18 protein-coding genes are annotated in these 15,137 nt (G+C 72.4%); 9 read left to right on the top strand and 9 right to left on the bottom strand.

Annotated elements, in window-relative coordinates; genetic code table 11:
* Nucleotides 1-290: 290 nt before the first annotated feature.
* Together ACIRG9_RS02280 and ACIRG9_RS02275 are read right to left on the bottom strand one after the other, a co-directional pair.
* Nucleotides 291-572 carry an iron-sulfur cluster biosynthesis family protein gene (locus ACIRG9_RS02280; protein WP_402848903.1) on the bottom strand — a complete coding sequence of 94 codons (282 nt, stop codon included), beginning with the start codon at nucleotides 570-572 and terminating at the stop codon, nucleotides 291-293.
* A gap of 279 nt (nucleotides 573-851) precedes the next feature.
* On the bottom strand, nucleotides 852-1,445 hold the full coding sequence (locus ACIRG9_RS02275) for a pentapeptide repeat-containing protein (protein WP_402848900.1): 594 nt from the start codon (nucleotides 1,443-1,445) through the stop codon (nucleotides 852-854).
* Nucleotides 1,446-1,510: 65 nt separating this feature from the next.
* Here ACIRG9_RS02275 and ACIRG9_RS02270 point away from each other — a divergent pair, with 65 nt between their 5' ends.
* Together ACIRG9_RS02270 and ACIRG9_RS02265 are read left to right on the top strand one after the other, a co-directional pair.
* Complete coding sequence (locus tag ACIRG9_RS02270) at nucleotides 1,511-2,743, top strand: serine hydrolase domain-containing protein (RefSeq protein WP_402848897.1); 1,233 nt, start codon at nucleotides 1,511-1,513, stop codon at nucleotides 2,741-2,743.
* 179 nt (nucleotides 2,744-2,922) lie between these two features.
* Nucleotides 2,923-3,564, top strand: a complete 642-nt coding sequence (locus ACIRG9_RS02265; RefSeq protein ID WP_402848894.1) for an NAD(P)-dependent oxidoreductase — start codon at nucleotides 2,923-2,925, stop codon at nucleotides 3,562-3,564.
* Nucleotides 3,565-3,591: 27 nt separating this feature from the next.
* Here ACIRG9_RS02265 and ACIRG9_RS02260 read toward each other — a convergent pair whose 3' ends face one another.
* Both ACIRG9_RS02260 and ACIRG9_RS02255 read right to left on the bottom strand, forming a co-directional pair.
* On the bottom strand, nucleotides 3,592-4,056 hold the full coding sequence (locus ACIRG9_RS02260; protein WP_402848892.1) for a PPOX class F420-dependent oxidoreductase: 465 nt from the start codon (nucleotides 4,054-4,056) through the stop codon (nucleotides 3,592-3,594).
* Nucleotides 4,057-4,191: 135 nt separating this feature from the next.
* Nucleotides 4,192-4,833, bottom strand: a complete 642-nt coding sequence (locus ACIRG9_RS02255) for a DUF6642 family protein (RefSeq protein WP_402848889.1) — start codon at nucleotides 4,831-4,833, stop codon at nucleotides 4,192-4,194.
* A gap of 333 nt (nucleotides 4,834-5,166) precedes the next feature.
* On the opposite strand from ACIRG9_RS02255, the gene ACIRG9_RS02250 reads away from it, so the two are divergent.
* Nucleotides 5,167-5,943 (top strand): D-Ala-D-Ala carboxypeptidase family metallohydrolase, encoded by a 777-nt coding sequence (locus tag ACIRG9_RS02250; RefSeq protein WP_402848886.1) that lies wholly within the window; start codon nucleotides 5,167-5,169, stop codon nucleotides 5,941-5,943.
* Nucleotides 5,944-5,957: 14 nt separating this feature from the next.
* Here the strand turns inward: ACIRG9_RS02250 and ACIRG9_RS02245 are convergent, their stop codons facing one another.
* The 3 genes from ACIRG9_RS02245 to ACIRG9_RS02235 are packed head-to-tail and all read right to left on the bottom strand — an operon-like array spanning nucleotide 5,958 to nucleotide 8,034.
* Entirely contained in the window at nucleotides 5,958-6,671 is a 714-nt protein-coding gene (locus ACIRG9_RS02245) for a response regulator (RefSeq protein WP_402850212.1), read from the bottom strand.
* On the bottom strand, nucleotides 6,650-7,894 hold the full coding sequence (locus ACIRG9_RS02240) for a sensor histidine kinase (protein ID WP_402848884.1): 1,245 nt from the start codon (nucleotides 7,892-7,894) through the stop codon (nucleotides 6,650-6,652). Before ACIRG9_RS02240 ends, ACIRG9_RS02245 begins: the two co-directional genes overlap by 22 nt.
* Nucleotides 7,891-8,034, bottom strand: a complete 144-nt coding sequence (locus ACIRG9_RS02235; protein ID WP_402848881.1) for a hypothetical protein — start codon at nucleotides 8,032-8,034, stop codon at nucleotides 7,891-7,893. The genes ACIRG9_RS02240 and ACIRG9_RS02235 overlap by 4 nt, the downstream gene beginning before the upstream one ends.
* Here ACIRG9_RS02235 and ACIRG9_RS02230 point away from each other — a divergent pair.
* From ACIRG9_RS02230 to ACIRG9_RS02205, 6 genes are read left to right on the top strand one after another with little or no spacing between them, the layout of a single operon-like run.
* Nucleotides 8,027-8,923, top strand: coding sequence for an ABC transporter ATP-binding protein (locus tag ACIRG9_RS02230; RefSeq protein WP_402848878.1), 897 nt, complete (start codon nucleotides 8,027-8,029; stop codon nucleotides 8,921-8,923). The genes ACIRG9_RS02235 and ACIRG9_RS02230 overlap by 8 nt on opposite strands.
* A complete protein-coding gene (locus ACIRG9_RS02225) occupies nucleotides 8,920-9,711 on the top strand; it encodes an ABC transporter permease (protein WP_402848876.1) in 792 nt (263 codons plus the stop codon). The genes ACIRG9_RS02230 and ACIRG9_RS02225 overlap by 4 nt, the downstream gene beginning before the upstream one ends.
* Nucleotides 9,712-9,713: 2 nt before the next feature.
* A complete protein-coding gene (locus ACIRG9_RS02220; protein ID WP_402848873.1) occupies nucleotides 9,714-10,451 on the top strand; it encodes a hypothetical protein in 738 nt (245 codons plus the stop codon).
* Nucleotides 10,452-10,510: 59 nt separating this feature from the next.
* On the top strand, nucleotides 10,511-11,482 hold the full coding sequence (locus ACIRG9_RS02215) for a ParA family protein (protein WP_402848870.1): 972 nt from the start codon (nucleotides 10,511-10,513) through the stop codon (nucleotides 11,480-11,482).
* Nucleotides 11,479-11,895 carry a Rho termination factor N-terminal domain-containing protein gene (locus tag ACIRG9_RS02210; protein WP_402848867.1) on the top strand — a complete coding sequence of 139 codons (417 nt, stop codon included), beginning with the start codon at nucleotides 11,479-11,481 and terminating at the stop codon, nucleotides 11,893-11,895. Before ACIRG9_RS02215 ends, ACIRG9_RS02210 begins: the two co-directional genes overlap by 4 nt.
* Before the next feature lie 60 nt (nucleotides 11,896-11,955).
* On the top strand, nucleotides 11,956-12,495 hold the full coding sequence (locus tag ACIRG9_RS02205) for a DUF1697 domain-containing protein (protein WP_402848864.1): 540 nt from the start codon (nucleotides 11,956-11,958) through the stop codon (nucleotides 12,493-12,495).
* Nucleotides 12,496-12,671: 176 nt separating this feature from the next.
* On the opposite strand, the gene ACIRG9_RS02200 is transcribed toward ACIRG9_RS02205, so the two are convergent.
* Both ACIRG9_RS02200 and ACIRG9_RS02195 read right to left on the bottom strand, forming a co-directional pair.
* Complete coding sequence (locus ACIRG9_RS02200; RefSeq protein WP_402848862.1) at nucleotides 12,672-13,979, bottom strand: toxic anion resistance protein; 1,308 nt, start codon at nucleotides 13,977-13,979, stop codon at nucleotides 12,672-12,674.
* Between the two features lie 14 nt (nucleotides 13,980-13,993).
* Entirely contained in the window at nucleotides 13,994-15,136 is a 1,143-nt protein-coding gene (locus ACIRG9_RS02195) for a hypothetical protein (RefSeq protein ID WP_402848859.1), read from the bottom strand.
* Between the last annotated feature and the right edge of the window lies 1 nt (nucleotide 15,137).

Here is a 15,137-nt window from a genome sequence, read left to right as displayed (position 1 = left end):
GTCGACCCTGCGCAGGGCCGACTCAACAGGTCGTGACGGGGTGCCCGTGGAATGCCCGGCTACGCGCGCCCGCCCATGCCATCACCCCCGGCCGATGGCTGTCAACGGCAGACGTGGGACGGAACGTGAACGTCCCGCTACATCGAATTATGGTGCCTGTCCAAGATGGCCGGGCGGCGCCCGCCGGCACGTCTGGCGCTCGGTCACGGTGCTCGCCGGTGGGATACCGCCCACGCTGGCCGGCCTGCCCACCGACGGGCAGGCCCGTCGGGCCGGGTGAGCCCCGGCCGTCACTCCTTGGAGGTGAAGCCGAACTGCACGATGCCCTCCTCGTCGACGACCGCGTCGACGGAGGTGTCGTTGAGCAGTTGGGCGGCGTCGGAGTCGAGGAAGATCCGGGCCCCCTGGTTGTCGACCACCTGGTCGCCCTGCACCGGCTGCGGCACCAGCTCGATGGAGAGCGAACCGGCCGCGGCGTCGGCGGCGATACGCAGCCCGCCGCCATCGGCGACATCCTGCTGCTCGGTCAGGTCGCGGATCACCAGGACGGCGTTGTCGGTCATGGTCAGCATCGCGGAGCTCCTCGTGGCTGCTTCGGGATCACGGACGGGTCGACGCGGCCTGCGCGGCCGGCCCGGACCCGGGATGGCAAATCAGTCGTCGCCACACAAAACAGGGCAGGTCGAACGCCCCTCATGGCCTACGGTGCCCCCTGTGCGGGCATCCGTCAAATAGAGCACGGTCATTCGACATCGAGGCCACCGGAGCTGGCCCCGAACGGATTACGCGAGCACCGGACCGGTGTTTCGCAGTCCCCACCGCCGGGTACCGGGACAGGTTCGGCGCGGCACCTAACGGATCTCGAAGCCCAGCGCCTGGGCCAGCACGATCGCCTGCCCGGCGTCGATGACCGCCCCGGCCCGCTCGACCGTCGTCGGGTCCAGCGCGGTCAGGTCGCTGCCGCGCAGGTCGGCGCCGAGCAGCTTGGCGGCGTGCAACTGGGCGCCGGAGAGGTCGACCCCGGTGACGGTGGCACCGCTCAGGTCCGCGCCGGTCAGGTCGACCTCGCGCATGCGTACGTCGGTGACACGCACCCCGCGCAGGTCCGCCCGGGGCATGGCGACAAAGGACCAGTCGCCGCCGCTGACCCGCAACGGGCGCAGGTCGCACTGCTCGAAGCTGCTGCCGACCAGCTTGCAGCCGGTGAACTCGGCCTCGAAGAGGTTGCACCGCTTGAAGGTGCAGCGGGTGAAGGCCGAGTCGGTGTGCCGGGAGGCGTTCAGGGCGACGTTGCCGAAGACGCACTCGGTGAAGACCGCCCCCTGGCTGACCGCCTCGGTGAGGTCGACGTGGAAGAAGGAGCAGCGGACGAAGTGCCGCTCGACCAGTTCCTCGGCATACCAGTCCTCGTTGCGGTAGGTGACGTCCTCGGTGAGCTGCGACATCAGGCCAGATTAGTGTGGCCCGCCGACACTTCCCGGTGGACATACCGGCCGGTAGGTTCGGCGTCGTGAGCGTCGCAGTGAGCACCGACCCGGACCGTATCGGCTTCGACCCCGCCCGGCTGGCGCGGATCGACGAGCACTTCGGCAGGTACGTCGACGACGGCCGGCTCGCCGGCTGGCAGATCGTGGTGACCCGCCGGGGCGAGATCGCACACTCCTCGACCTACGGGCTGCGCGACCGGGAGGCCGGCGCGCCGGTGGAGCCGGACACCCTGTGGCGCATCTACTCGATGACCAAGCCGATCACCTCTGTCGCGGCGATGATGCTCTGGGAGGAGGGCCGGTTCGAGCTGAACGATCCGATCAGCCGCTGGCTGCCGGAGTTCGCCGACGTCCGGGTCTACGACAAGGGCTCGGTCCTCAAGCCGTACACGGTGCCGGCGGTCGAGCCGATCCGGGTCTGGCACCTGCTCACCCACACCGCCGGCCTGACGTACGGCTTCGCGCAGAGCACGGTGGTCGACGGCCTGTACCGGGCGGCGGGTTTCGACCTGAGCGTGCCGCCCGGCATGGACCTGGCGGCGGCCGCCGCCGGCCTGGCCCGGTTGCCGCTGCTCTTCCAGCCGGGTACGAGCTGGAACTACGGGGTCTCCACCGACGTGCTGGGCCGGCTGGTCGAGGTGGTCTCCGGGCGGCGCCTGGACGAGTTCCTCGCCGAGCGGATCCTGCGGCCGCTGGGCATGACCGACACCCGCTGGTGGGTCGACGAGCCGGACGCCAAGCGGCTGGCCGCGCTCTACGCACCGCACCCGACCACCGGGCAGACGATGCGCCAGGACGGCATCGGCGGTGCCGCGCTGACCGAGCCGGGCTGGTTCTCCGGCGGCGGCGGGCTGATCTCCACGGCCGCCGACTACCACCGGTTCACCCAGTTCCTGCTGCGCGGTGGCGAGCTGGACGGGGTACGCCTGCTGGGGCCCCGGACGGTGCGCTTCATGACCCGCAACCACCTGCCCGGCGGGCGCGACCTCGCCTCGTTCGAGCCGGAGGGCTTCGCCGAGACGGTGATCGACGGCATCGGCTTCGGCCTCGGGTTCGCGGTGGTGCTGGACCCGGTGCCGACTCGGGTGCCGAGCAGCGTCGGCGAGTACTACTGGGGTGGTCTGGCCAGCACCGCGTTCTGGGTGGACCCGGCGGAGGAACTCACCGCGCTGCTGTTCACCCAGCTCATGCCCTCCAGCACGTACCCGCTGCGCTCGCAGCTGCGCCAGCTCGTCTACTCCGCGCTGATCGACTGACCCCACCCGGGGCGCGCCGCCCGGTGGCGGCGCGCCCCGGCGACGGTCGGAACGGCCGCTGGACCCGGGTCGCGGCTTTCGGCCTGGGAACGGCGGGATGGCCGATCCGGCACCGGCCGACTGGTCGGCTCCCTAGCCTGATGAGGGGCGGGACGTCGGGCGGAAAGGGCGGACAGGCCATGGGCAACATCGTCGTGTTCGGTGCCGGCGGGACCGCGGGTTCGCGGATCGCCGCCGAGGCGGTCGAGCGGGGTCACCGGGTCACCGCGGCGGTACGCCGCCCGGAGGCGACCAGCTACCTGCCGGCCGGGGTGCGTACGGTGACGGGTGACGCGACCTCGGCGCGCAGTGTACGGGAGCTGGCCGAGGACGCCGACGTGTTCGTGGTGGCGATCGGCGGTGGCGATCGGGAGCTGTGGTGCGACGCGGCCCGGACGCTGGTCGACACGCTGCACGAGGTGCCCGACCCGCCCCGGGTGATCCACGTCGGCGGCGGGGCGACGCTGCTGACGCCGAAGGGCACCCCGTACCTGGACGAGCCGGACTTTCCCGAGGAGTACCGGGAGGCGGCGTTGGGTCAGGCCGACGCGCTGGCCGTCTACCAGTCCTCGGCCGACGGGGTGACCTGGACGTACGTCTCCCCGCCGCCGCTGGAGTTCCACCCGGGCGAGCGGACCGGCCATTACCGCACCGGCACCGACCATCCGGTGACCGACGACCAGGGCCGGTCGGTGCTCACCTACGAGGACCTGGCGGTGGCGATCGTCGACGAGATCGAGCGGCCCCGGTTCAGCAACGCGCGCTTCACCGCGGCGTACTGAGCCGCACGGTCCACGCGGCCCGGTCGGTCAGTCAGCCAGTCGGGCGGGGAAGCCGCCGGTGGCGATCGGGCTCCAGGCGTCGATGGTGATCCGGATCAGCGACTTGCCCTGCCGCACCATGGCCTGGCGGTACTCGTCCCAGTCGGGGTGCTCGCCGGAGATGCTGCGGAAGTATTCCACCAGCGGCTCCAGGGCCTCGGGCAGGTCGAGCACCTCGGCGGTGCCGTCCACCTGCACCCAGGGGCCGTTCCACTCGTCGGAGAGCACGCAGGCGGAGACCCGGGGGTCGCGGCGGATATTGGCCGCCTTGGCCCGCTGGGGGTAGGTGGAGATGACCAGCCGACCGTCGGCGTCGACCCCGCCGGAGACCGGGGAGGACTGCGGCCGGCCGTCGGAGCGGGTCGTCATCAGCACGACCCGGTGCCGGGGGCGGAGGAACTCGATCAGGGCGTCCCGGTCGACCCGGGTGTTGGTCGCGATAGTGCGTGCCATGCGTCGGTTCTACCAGGTGCGCCGCGCGCCAGGTGCGCCGCACGCCGGGCCCGCCGCACGCCAGGTTCCGCCGCACGCCGGGCGCGCCGCACGCCAGGTTCCGCCGCACGTCAGGCCGGCGGTGAACGACGGGCGTCAGCGGGGACGGGCGGGCGCCCGGCCCGGGGCCGGCTGGGCGGGCACCCGGGGGCGGGCCGCCGCCCGCCAGGCGCGGCCGTTGGCGTAGATCACCCGAAACCCGAGGTACGCGGCGAGCGGCGCCCAGTGCGCGGAGCCCATCCGCAGTTCGGCGGCGTTGTGCCGCTGCCCGTTGGCCAGAACGTCGAGCAGCACGGTCTCGAACGCGGCCGACTCGACCCAGTCCACGTCCCGGGTGAAGCCGCAGACCAGTGCCGCCCCGGTCACGTCGAGGAAGTCCCGCAAGGTGGCGTCGGAGGCGCGCAGCACCGAGCAGCTGCCGAAGTAGAGCCGCCGGCCCTCGCAGCGGCCGGCCATCCGCTCGGCGACGTCGGTCAGCTCCACCGAGTCCCAGTCGGTGAGGCAGAGCCGGCTGGGCTCGCCGTGCATGGCGAAGAAGCCGACCCGGTAGTCGGCGTACTGCTTGAGCAGCCAGCGGTCGATGAAGTAGAAGAGCTCGTCGCGGGTGGCGGCGTCCTTGTGGATGAAGCGGATCCGGCCCAGCCGTTCGAGCAGTTCCAGGGTGGGCAGGACGGAACCGCGCTCGTTGAGGTCCCGGTGCCACTGTCCTTCGACGCAGAAGACGCCACCTCGCGCCAACGCCCACCTCCCCCGCCCGCGAAGGCCGCCTGGGGTAGCCGTCCCCGGCCCCGGCGCAGACGTTACCGGCCACGGGTCGCCCCGCGACATCACCCTTGGCCGCGCCGTAACGGCGTTTTCATCCCCTCTGGGCGCCCTTAGGCGCGGAGGGCCCAGGTGGGCGAGTCCCAGGATTCGGCGCAACTTGCACAAATCCTCCGCGAACTGCGGCTATGAGACTAATTCGGATAATTACCTGCTGGTCGCATCAAACGATGCCAGGGTGGGTGAGTCAGGGCGTCCCGGCCGATGCCCGGATCGCTCCCCAATCTCACTCGTGACAGGAGAAATCCCGTGCGTGTCAATTTGCTGAAACGGCTGGTCGTCGCGTTGGCGCTGGCTGTACCGGGCGCTGCCGTCGCCACGGTCGTCGCCGCGCCGGCGGCCTACGCCGACGGCTGCTACACCTGGAAACGGACCCTGTCCCCGGGCAGCTCCGGGGACGACGTCCGGCAGTTGCAGATCCGGGTGGCCGGCTGGCCCGCGTACCGGAACATCGTCCGCATCGACGGCAAGTACGGCCCCGAGACGGCCGCCGCGGTCCGGCGGTTCCAGTCGGCGTACGGGCTGCGCGTCGACGGCATCGCCGGCCCGCAGACCTTCGCCAAGATCTACGCGCTGCAGGACAACGACTGCACCCCGAGCCACTTCAGCTACAGCGAGCTGGACAACGGCTGCGGCACGGGCGGCGGCTGGAGCGGCGGCCCGCTCTCGGCGAGCGCGACCCGGACGAACGCGCTGCGCCTGATGTGGAAGCTGGAGGCGCTGCGCCACCGCCTCGGCGACAAGCCCATCCACGTGAACAGCGGCTTCCGCAGTTCCGCCTGCAACCGGAAGGTCGGCGGCGCGTCGGACAGCCAGCACCTCTACGGCACCGCAGCCGATCTGAGCTCGGCCAGCTCGTCGCTGTGCCGGATCGCCCAGGAGGCCCGCAGCCACGGCTTCAGCGGGATCTTCGGCCCCGGCTACCCCGACCACAGCACCCACGTCCACGTGGACTCCCGCCGGGAGAACAACGCCGACAAGACCGCGAACACGACCGTCTGGTCCGCCTCGCGCTGCGGAATCTGAACCGGCGGTGCCGGTCAGACCAGGCCGGCGTCGTGGACGAGCAGGGCCACCTGCACCCGGTTGTTCAGGTCGAGCTTGGTCAGCAGGCGCGACACGTACGCCTTCACCGTCGCTACGCTCATGAACAGCTCCACGGCGATCTCGGCATTGGTCCGGCCCTGCCCGAGCGCGACCGCGACCTCCCGCTCCCGCTCGCTGAGCCCGTCCAGCAGCCGCACCGCCCGCTCCCGGCGGGGGTCCCACCCGGCCCCTGCCGGGGCGGCGGCGGTCACGTGCGTGATCAGTTTGCGGGTGACCGCCGGCGACAGGGTCGCCTCCCCCGCCGCGACCCGGCGGATCGCCTGGACGATCTCGGCGGGTGGCGTGTCCTTGAGCAGGAATCCGGCGGCTCCGGCACGTAGGGCCCGCAGCACCTGGTCGTCGGCGTCGAACGTGGTCAGCACCAGCACCTCGGGCGGCTCGGGCAACGCCCGAAGTGCCTCGGTGGCGGTCAGCCCGTCCACCCAGGGCATCCGGATGTCCATCAACACGACGTCCGGCGCGTACGCCTCGACGGCGGCCGGCACCTCGGCGCCGTCGCTCGCCTCCCCGACGACCCGCACGTCCGGTGCCCCGCCGAGGATCATCGACAGACCGGCACGGACCAGCGCGTCGTCGTCGACGATCAGCACCCGCACCGGTGCCACGCCGGCCCCGGCGCCGGCCGTCACGCCGGCCACGGCAGCCAGGCGGCGAGCCGGAAGTCGCCGGTGTCGTCGCGCCCGTACTCCAGGCGGCCGCCGGCCAGGTTGACCCGCTCGCCGATGCCGATCAGGCCGGTGCCGGTGCCGGGAATCGCCGGCCCGGCTACGTCGCCTACCGGCCACCGGTTACGGATCTCGACGGTGAGGCCGTCGCCCGGCCCGCCGGCCAGCCCGACGGCGACCGTGGTGCCCGCCGCGTGCTTACGGGCGTTGGTCAACCCCTCCTGCACGATCCGGTACGCGGTGCGCCCGATCGCCCCCGGCACCGCCTCCGGCGCGGCGACCCGATCACTGATGGTGACCCGCATCGCCGCCGTCCGCGACTCCTCGACCAGCGCCGGCACGTCGGCCAGCGTCGGCTGCGGGCGCTCGGGATCCTGCGACTGGGTGGCCTCACCGTCGGTGCGCAGCACCCCGATCACCTCACGCAGGTCCTGCAGGACGCTGTGCGCGCTGCCGCGGATCACCCCGGCCGCCCGGGCGATCTCCTCCGGCGGCGCGTCCGGGCGAAACTCCAGTGCTCCGGCGTGCAGGCTGAGCAGCGAGATCCGGTGCGCGAGGACGTCGTGCATCTCCCGGGCGATCCGGGTGCGCTCCAGGTGCCGGGCCTGCGCCATCCGCAGCTGCTGCTCGGCCTCGGCCCGTTCGGCGCGGTCTCGCAGCGAGAGCACCAGTTGGCGACGGGCCCGGACGAACATCCCCCACGCCATGACCAGGCCGAGGATCACCGCCGTAAAGATCATCGCGGGCCAGAACGACATGGTCGGGTCCGGACGGAGCTGGTTGAAGACGGCCGTGGTGAGCAGGTGCGCGCCCGTCAGCGACGCCGCGATCGGGAACGGCTGGTGCACCACGACGGTGAAGATGACGATCAGCAGCGCTACGGCGGCGGTGGCCGAGCAGAGGGTCAGCGGCAACATGGCCACGGCGAGGCCGACCGGCCAGCGCCGGCGGAACCAGAGCGCCCCGCAGACCAGCACGCCCAGCACGAGGTCGACCTGGACGAGCCAGGCCGGGCCGGTGTTCAGCGCGATCTGGGGCTTGGGTGACCGGGCATCGGCGGCGGCGAACAACAGCCAGCCGACGGCGAGCATGAAGCAGAGGCTGTCGACCAGCCAGTCCCGCATCGTCCGCCGCGCCGCCTTCGCCGGCGAGGCGAGGGCACCCGGCAGCAGCCAGGGATACTCCGATACGGCCGAGCTGGTCATCCCTCCATGCTAGGGAGGCCGTTGGCGGTGTCGACAGCTACCAAAGTCGAGACCTGACCGTAGACCGAGGTAGCCGCGCCGTCGACCGCCGGCCGCAGCGGATGGCCGGGCGGCGCGCGCAGGCTGACCGGCATGATCACCGTCGAACACCTCACCAAACGGTACGGCGACCACCAGGCCGTCGACGACGTCTCGTTCCGCTGCGAGCCGGGCACGGTGACCGGCTTCCTCGGCCCGAACGGTGCCGGCAAGTCCACCACGATGCGGATGCTGTGTGGCCTGACCCCGCCGACCTCGGGCAGCGCCACCGTCGCCGGGCTGCCCTACCGGCAGCTGGCCAACCCGGGCCGGGCGATCGGGGTTCTCCTCGACGCGTCGGCGCAGCACGCCGGCCGCACCGGCCGGGAGGTGCTGACCGTCGCCGCCTGGACCATGGGGGTCGACCGGCGGGAGGTCGCCGCGAAGCTCGACCTGGTCGGCCTGAACCAGGCCGCGGCGAAGCGCCGGGTGCGGGCGTACTCGCTGGGGATGCGGCAGCGGCTCGGCCTGGCGCTGGCCCTGCTGGGTGACCCCCGGATCCTCGTCCTCGACGAGCCGGCCAACGGCCTCGACCCGGAGGGCATCGTCTGGATGCGCGGCCTGCTGCGCGACTTCGCCGACCGGGGCGGCACCGTGCTGCTCTCGTCGCACCTGCTGCGGGAGGTGGAGGCGGTCGCCGACCGGCTGGTGGTGATCGGCAAGGGGCGGGTGGTCGCCCAGGGCGGCAAGGACGAGCTGCTCGCCGGCGCCGGCACCCTGGTCCGGGCCCGCGACCAGGCTGCCCTACGGGTCGCGCTGGACCGGGCCGGGCTCGTCCCCACCCAGGCCACCGACGGCCTGCTGGTGCGGGCCGAGGCCGAGGCGGTCGGCCAGGCCGCCGCCGACGCCGGCGTCGCGCTGACCGAGCTGCGTCCGGCCGGCAGCGCCGGCCTCGAACAGCTCTTCCTCACCCTCACCTCCGACACGTCGGCCCGGAAGGACCTCCGATGACCACCACCGCACCCGCACCCGCCGCGCCCGCCGTCGCCCACCCGGCGGAACGGCACCGGCCGTCCCTGCTCCGGCTGACCGCGGTGGAGGTGCGCAAGCTCGCCGACACCCGGGCCGGCTACTGGCTGCTGATCACCATCGGCCTGCTCGCCGCCGGCATCACCACCGTGCAGCTCATCGTCCGCGACGCCGAATGGCAGAACTTCACCCACTTCTTCGTCCCGTCGCTGCTGCCGGTCGGGCTGCTGCTGCCGGTGCTGGGCATCCTGTCGATCACCGCCGAGTGGTCGCAGCGGACCGCGCTGACCACGTTCACGCTGGTGCCACGCCGGGACCGGGTGATCGTCGCGAAGCTCGCCGCGATGGTGCTGGCCGCGCTGGCCTCGGTGCTGGTCAGCCTCGCCGTGGCGGCTGTCGCCACGCTGATCGCCCGGGCCACCGGCGGCGCCGGCGGCTGGTCGTTCGAGGCGTCCCTGCTCCTGCACGCGGTCGTCCTGCAGGTCGCCGGCGTGCTGATGGGCGCGGCGTTCGGGCTGCTGCTGCTCAACACGCCGCTGGCGATCGTCACCTACCTGCTGCTGCCCACCCTCTGGACGATCCTCGGCGAGATGGTCTCGGCGCTGCGCGGACCGGCCCGCTGGCTGGACACCAGCGTGACGATGGAGCCCTTCTTCGGGCCCCACGTGACCGCCGGGCAGTGGGCACGGCTGGCGGTGTCGCTGCTGGTCTGGGTGGTCGTACCGCTGGCCGCCGGGCTGGTCCGGACGCTGCGGCGGGAGGTGTCCTGACCGTGTCGCCGCAGGGGTACGGCAGCGCCACCGTGGTCAGCGGAGGCGCCGGGGAACTGGTGGTGATGTGGGTCGGCTTCCCGCTGCTCGGGGCCGGGCTGGGCATGGCGCTGACCGCCGCGTCGGGCTGGCTGGCCGACCTGCCCTGGGTGCCGTTCCAGGGCTGGTTCGAGCTGCTGGCCCGGCTGCCCGCCGAGCGGGCGTACCCGGGCGGCGCAGGGGTGACGGCGCTGGCCGGGCTGGTGCTCGCGTACCTCGGCGTCCGGGAACGGTTGACGGTGACGGTGGGCCCGACCGAGGTACGGCTGCACCGCGACGGCCACGGCCGGGACATCGCGCGGACCGCGGTGACGGGCGTCTTCCTCGACGACAAGGCGCTGGTGCTGCTCGACGCCGACGGCGCGGAGCTGGCGCGGGAGCGGTCCGACCTGGACCACGGCGGGCTGCGTGCCGCGTTCACCGGCCAGGGCTGGCCGTGGCGGGACCATGATCCCTACGAGGCGGCGTACCGGCGGTGGGTGGAGGGGCTGCCGGGGCTGCCGGCGGGGGCGGAGGCGGTGTTGCGGGCCCGGCAGCGGGCGCTCGACGGCGGCAAGGGCGGGGAGGCCCGGGAGTTACGCGGCGAGCTGGCCCGGCTCGGCGTGGTGGTCCGGGACGAGAGCAAGCGGCAGTACTGGCGACTGATCCCGGGCCAGCCCGACCGGAACGGCGACGGAGGCCCGTCGGGGAGCATGCGGTAGCTGGGCGGTGCAGCGCGGGCATCGGCCGCCCGTTACCGTTCCCGGTCGGGGAGGTGTCGATGTACGTCGTATCGGTGATCAATTACAAGGGCGGGGTCGGCAAGACCACGATGACCGCCAACCTCGGGGCCGAGCTGGCCAGCCGGGGGATGAAGGTGCTGCTGATCGACCTCGATCCGCAGGCCAGCCTGACGTTCAGCTTCTACGAGCCGGACGACTGGCGGGAGCGACTGCGCGACGAGCGCACGGTCAAACGCTGGTACGACGGCCAGCGCGGGGACAACCCGGCGGTGACCCTCGGGGAGCTGGTGGTCTCCCCCGGCCCCGCGAACGCGCAGCTGAAGGGTGCCGGGCGGCTCGACCTGATCGCCTCCCATCTCCAGCTCGTCGACATCGACCTGGCCCTGGCCCGGGGCGTGGCCGACGGCGACGAGTACGACGCCGAGCTGTTCCGCGTCCGCGGTTCGCTCGACCAAGGGCTGCACGACCCGGCGCTGGACCCGTACGACCTGGTGCTCATCGACTGCCCGCCGAACTTCAACGTGGTCACCCAGTCGGCCATCATTGCCAGCGACCACCTGCTCATCCCGGCGAAGGCCGACTACCTGTCCACCCTGGGCATCGACTACCTGCACGGCAACGTCCGCGAGCTGGTCGACCGGTACAACGCGGACTCCCGCCGGTTCGCGAAGATCCGCCGCCACCACAAGGTGGCCCCGGACATTGCCGGCGTGGTGTTCACCATGATCCATCTGAAGTCGCAGCAGCCGATCGCGGCGCACCAGGGCTACATGGATCAGGTACGCGCACTGGGCGTACCGGTGTTCCCCACCGCGCTGCGAGAGAACGTGACCCTGTTCGCCACGAACACCCCCCGCGGGGTGCCGGTGGTGCTGCGGGACCGGACCACCTCGCCGATCCGCGAGGAACTACGCCAGATCACCACCGAGTTCATGGACAGCCTTCAGCCAGGTTCGGCGAAGAAGCCTTCCTCGCCCGCCGTCACCGTGGCAGCCGGGGCGGACGCATGACCGAGCTGACGCGGACGCTGCTCGGCCGGGTGGCCGAGTTCCTGGCCGGTCTCTCGGCCGCGGAGGTGGCCGCCCTGGCCGAGGGACGCGCCCGGCTCGCCCTGCTGCCGGCCGCCGACTCGCCCGTCGCGGCGGGCCGCCGGCCGGCGGCCGCCGAGCCGGTCCCCCGCGCCGCGTCCCCCGCGCCCGCCGGGGTGGACGTCGAGGGGGCACACGCCGCGCTCGCCGCCATGTCGCGGCGCGACGAGGGTACGGCGTACCTGGCGTCCTGGACGACCCGGCAACTGCGTGCCCTCGCCGCCCGGGCCGGGCTGCGCGGGGTGGCCGGGCTGCGGAAGGCGGAGCTGGTCGAACGGATCGTCGACCGCACCATCGGCTTCCGTCTCAACTCCACCGCCGTCCGCCAGCGCTGACGCGCGCCGCCCGCGGGCCATAGGCTGGGCGGCAGCGACGTCGAGGCGAGGAGACCCGGGATGACCCGCTACGCCGCCCTGCTGCGGGGCGTCAACGTCGGCACCACCCGGATCGCGATGGCCGACCTGCGTCGCCTGGTCAGCGACCTCGGGCACGAGGACGTGAAAACCTACCTGCAGAGCGGCAACGTGGTCTTCACGAGTCCCCCGACGAGGGCCGAGATCCTGGCCGAGGGCATCGAGCGGGCGATCGCGTCCGAGCTGGGGCTGACCGTGCCGGCGCTGGTGCGCAGCGACGCCGAACTGGCGGCCGTGGTCGACGGCAACCCGTACGCCGGCCGGCAGGACGATCCGACCCGGCTGCTGGTGGCGTTCCTGTCCGCCGCGCCGGCGAGGGCGAAGGTGGCGGCGCTGACCGTCCCCGGCGGGGAGAACGTGGAGTACGCGGTCGCCGGGCGGGAGGTCTTCCTGCACTACCCCGAGGGCGGGTACGGCCGATCGAAGTTCACCAACGCGTACCTGGAGAAGAAGCTCGGCGTGGTGGCCACCACCCGCAACTGGAAGTCGGTGCGCGCCCTGCGGGACCTGACCGCGGGCTGACCCGCGGCCGGACGCCGGTTGACGTAGCTTCGGGGGTGCTGCTGGCCGGCGGGGCGGTGGCCGTCGCCGAGCCGGCACCGGCCGCGACGATCGCGCCGGCGACCCGGCCGTGGCCGGTGCTGTTCGAGGCCGGCCACACCCCGGCCGGCTGACCGGCCGGGGTGTGGCGGCGACGGTCAGCGCGGGGCGGGGACGACCGCCGGGGCCTGCTCCAGCACCGAGGCCGGCAGCTGCGGCCCGGCGGGCAGCGCCACCGGCTCCTTCGCCCGGGTGACCAGGTCGACCACGGTACGGCTCAGCCGCTGCGAGGACTCCGACATGGACTGGTTGGCGGTGACGATGGCGGTGACCACCTCGGCCCGCTTCTGCTGGCCGTAGCGGACGGCCTCCTCCAGGCCCCTGGCCTGCGCGTCGATCGAGTCGGCCACCTCGATGATGGTCTCCGGGCGGATGGTGGGGGTCTGGATCACCTTCGCGATCTGCGGCACCGCGGTCTTCGACGCCGCCGCGTACGCCGACAGCACGTCGTTGGCGCCGTCCGCGACCGCCTGCTGCATGTCGGCCGCCTGGTTGGCCTGCAACAGCAGCGCCCACTGGGCGATGGTGAGCTTCATGGTCGGGATGGTCAGGTTCATCAGCAGGGCGAGCCGCTGACCCAGGCCGTAGTTGAGGGTCCGGATGTTGCGGACCTGCGGCGAGGTGGACCAGGCGACGAAGAGGCGCTGCTGGAACTCGTTGATCCGCACCTCCAGCGCCTGCACGAACTCGGTGACCAGGGAGAGCCGTTCCTGCTGGTCCCGTTCGTCGGGCGCGCCCGGCGTGACGGTGATGGACCGGGCGTCGGCCAGGGCCACGTCGCGGACCAGCTCCATCACCGCGATGGCGCCGACGAGCTGCCCGATGGCCGCCTCGTTGGCCTTGTACAGCTCGTCGCAGAGCACCACGTTGCGGCGCAGCTCCATCTGCTTGTCGCTGAGCTGCCCGGCGACCCGGTCGAGCTGCTGCTCGACGCTGCGGGCCTCCTCGAAGAGCATTTCCAGCAGGTCCCGGCCCTTGCGGAACAGGCCGCGGATGGCGTCGGAGAACTTGTTGAAGGTCTCCCGCACCTTGGGGTCGCTGGGGTCGTACTTGCGGCGGAAGTTGCGCATCCGGTCGTTGATCTCGTGCATGATGCTGGTCAGTTCCGGGATGTCGACCCGGCCGACCTCCCGGAAGATCCGGCTGACCTGCGCGTTGACCTGGTCCAGCGCCTGGTTGCCGAAGTTCGCCAGCGCGTCGGTGTTGGCCAGCATCGTCGGGTAGAGCTGGCGCGCGGCCTGCGCGGCCTGCTCCCGCTGCGCGGTGGTGAGCAGCTCCGCACAGGAGAAGGTCTTCGGTTCGGCGGTGGCCAGCGCGGTGCTGATGGCCGAGTCGGCGGCGCCGGCGGGCGGCTCGGCCGGGCCGCCGACGATGCTGCCGAAGTCGATCTGGAGTCCCTCGCTCATCGGGTTGGTCCCTTTCACTTGCAGGTGGTGGCGTCCTTCATGCAGCTGAGCAGCGCGAGCGTCACGTCGGCGGCGGGCGCGGGTGCGGCCCGCACCTGGTCAGCGAGCGGAATGTCCGGGAAGTCGCCGATGTCGTTCGCGCCGACCTGCACGGCCGATCGGAAGCCGTACCGCTGCCAGGCGATGGTCTGGATCTTCGGGTCCTTCAGCGCGTCGATGAGCCGGCCGGCGGCCGGGTCGAGGGCGAGCACCGGGTGGTCGCTGTGGATGGTCGGGTCGGGATAGAGCACCCGGACGTTCTTCAGCAGGTTGGCGCTGTTGTCGCCGCTCTGCACCACCTGCTGGATGATCTGGTTCTCGTATCCGGCGTACAGCGGGGCCTTGAACTCGCCGCCCTGGGTGAGCCATTCCCGGAACCCTGAGTCGGAGCTGCGCGACTGCAGGCCCTGCGCGTCGTGCAGGGCGCGCATGGTGGGCAGCGCCTGGCGGGCCTGGGCGAGGCTCGGGGCGGAGAACCCGTCGGCGGTGGCGATGATGTTGAGTTCGAGCTGGGCCAGGGTGAATCCGCTGTTGGACTTGGCGGGGTCGGTGCTGGCCACGGTGATCGGGCCGCGCAGCTCGGCGGCGCCGAACGCCTCCCAGGTGTCGCGCTTGATGACGTGGTTGAGCAGCAGCCGCTTCATGTCGACGACGAAGTACCGGTCGCCGCGGCGCTGCACGATGCCCTTGCGTACGAGCGCGTCGGTGCCGCGCGGGCCGGCGTAGATGACCTCGGGCGACTGGAGCAGGTTCTCTGCCCGGTAGTCGGGGAAGGCCCCGGCGTGCTGGGCCTCGAAGACGCTCTGGGCGCTGGCGCTGGACGGCCAGAGGCAGTCCAGCTTGCGCGCCTTGATGTCGTCGGTGCTCAGCTGCACCTGGTCGTAGGAGCCGAGGGGCTGGAAGGCGACCTCCAGCCGGTAGCTCTCGCGCAGGATCCGCTTGACCTCGTCGTCGGCCATCAGCTCGGACTTCTCCGAGCCGCCCACACAGGTGACGGTGGTGGGGGCGGCGGCGGTCTCCGGGGTGTCCGAGTAGCGGCGCCACAGCACCGCCGCCGCGACGCAGACGACGATCACCATGACCAGCCCGATCAGGAACCGGGTGCTGGGCAGTCTCAAC

It is taken from the genome of Micromonospora sp. NPDC093277 (genome assembly GCF_044765245.1).
Classification (GTDB): Bacteria; Actinomycetota; Actinomycetes; order Mycobacteriales; family Micromonosporaceae; genus Micromonospora.
Note: the sequence above shows the minus strand (reverse complement) of the source record. Positions and strands in the feature narration are given on the sequence as shown.

Bases quoted from the DNA above. Each gene is read 5' to 3' on its own strand.
- ACIRG9_RS02275 (WP_402848900.1), bottom strand. From the start codon at position 1,445: ATGTCGCAGCTCACCGAGGACGTCACCTACCGCAACGAGGACTGGTAT.
- ACIRG9_RS02260 (WP_402848892.1), bottom strand. From the start codon at position 4,056: ATGGCACGCACTATCGCGACCAACACCCGGGTCGACCGGGACGCCCTG.
- ACIRG9_RS02265 (WP_402848894.1), top strand. From the start codon at position 2,923: ATGGGCAACATCGTCGTGTTCGGTGCCGGCGGGACCGCGGGTTCGCGG.
- ACIRG9_RS02210 (WP_402848867.1), top strand. From the start codon at position 11,479: ATGACCGAGCTGACGCGGACGCTGCTCGGCCGGGTGGCCGAGTTCCTG.
- ACIRG9_RS02205 (WP_402848864.1), top strand. From the start codon at position 11,956: ATGACCCGCTACGCCGCCCTGCTGCGGGGCGTCAACGTCGGCACCACC.
- ACIRG9_RS02240 (WP_402848884.1), bottom strand. From the start codon at position 7,894: ATGACCAGCTCGGCCGTATCGGAGTATCCCTGGCTGCTGCCGGGTGCC.
- ACIRG9_RS02280 (WP_402848903.1), bottom strand. From the start codon at position 572: ATGCTGACCATGACCGACAACGCCGTCCTGGTGATCCGCGACCTGACC.
- ACIRG9_RS02215 (WP_402848870.1), top strand. From the start codon at position 10,511: ATGTACGTCGTATCGGTGATCAATTACAAGGGCGGGGTCGGCAAGACC.
- ACIRG9_RS02200 (WP_402848862.1), bottom strand. From the start codon at position 13,979: ATGAGCGAGGGACTCCAGATCGACTTCGGCAGCATCGTCGGCGGCCCG.
- ACIRG9_RS02225 (WP_402848876.1), top strand. From the start codon at position 8,920: ATGACCACCACCGCACCCGCACCCGCCGCGCCCGCCGTCGCCCACCCG.
- ACIRG9_RS02230 (WP_402848878.1), top strand. From the start codon at position 8,027: ATGATCACCGTCGAACACCTCACCAAACGGTACGGCGACCACCAGGCC.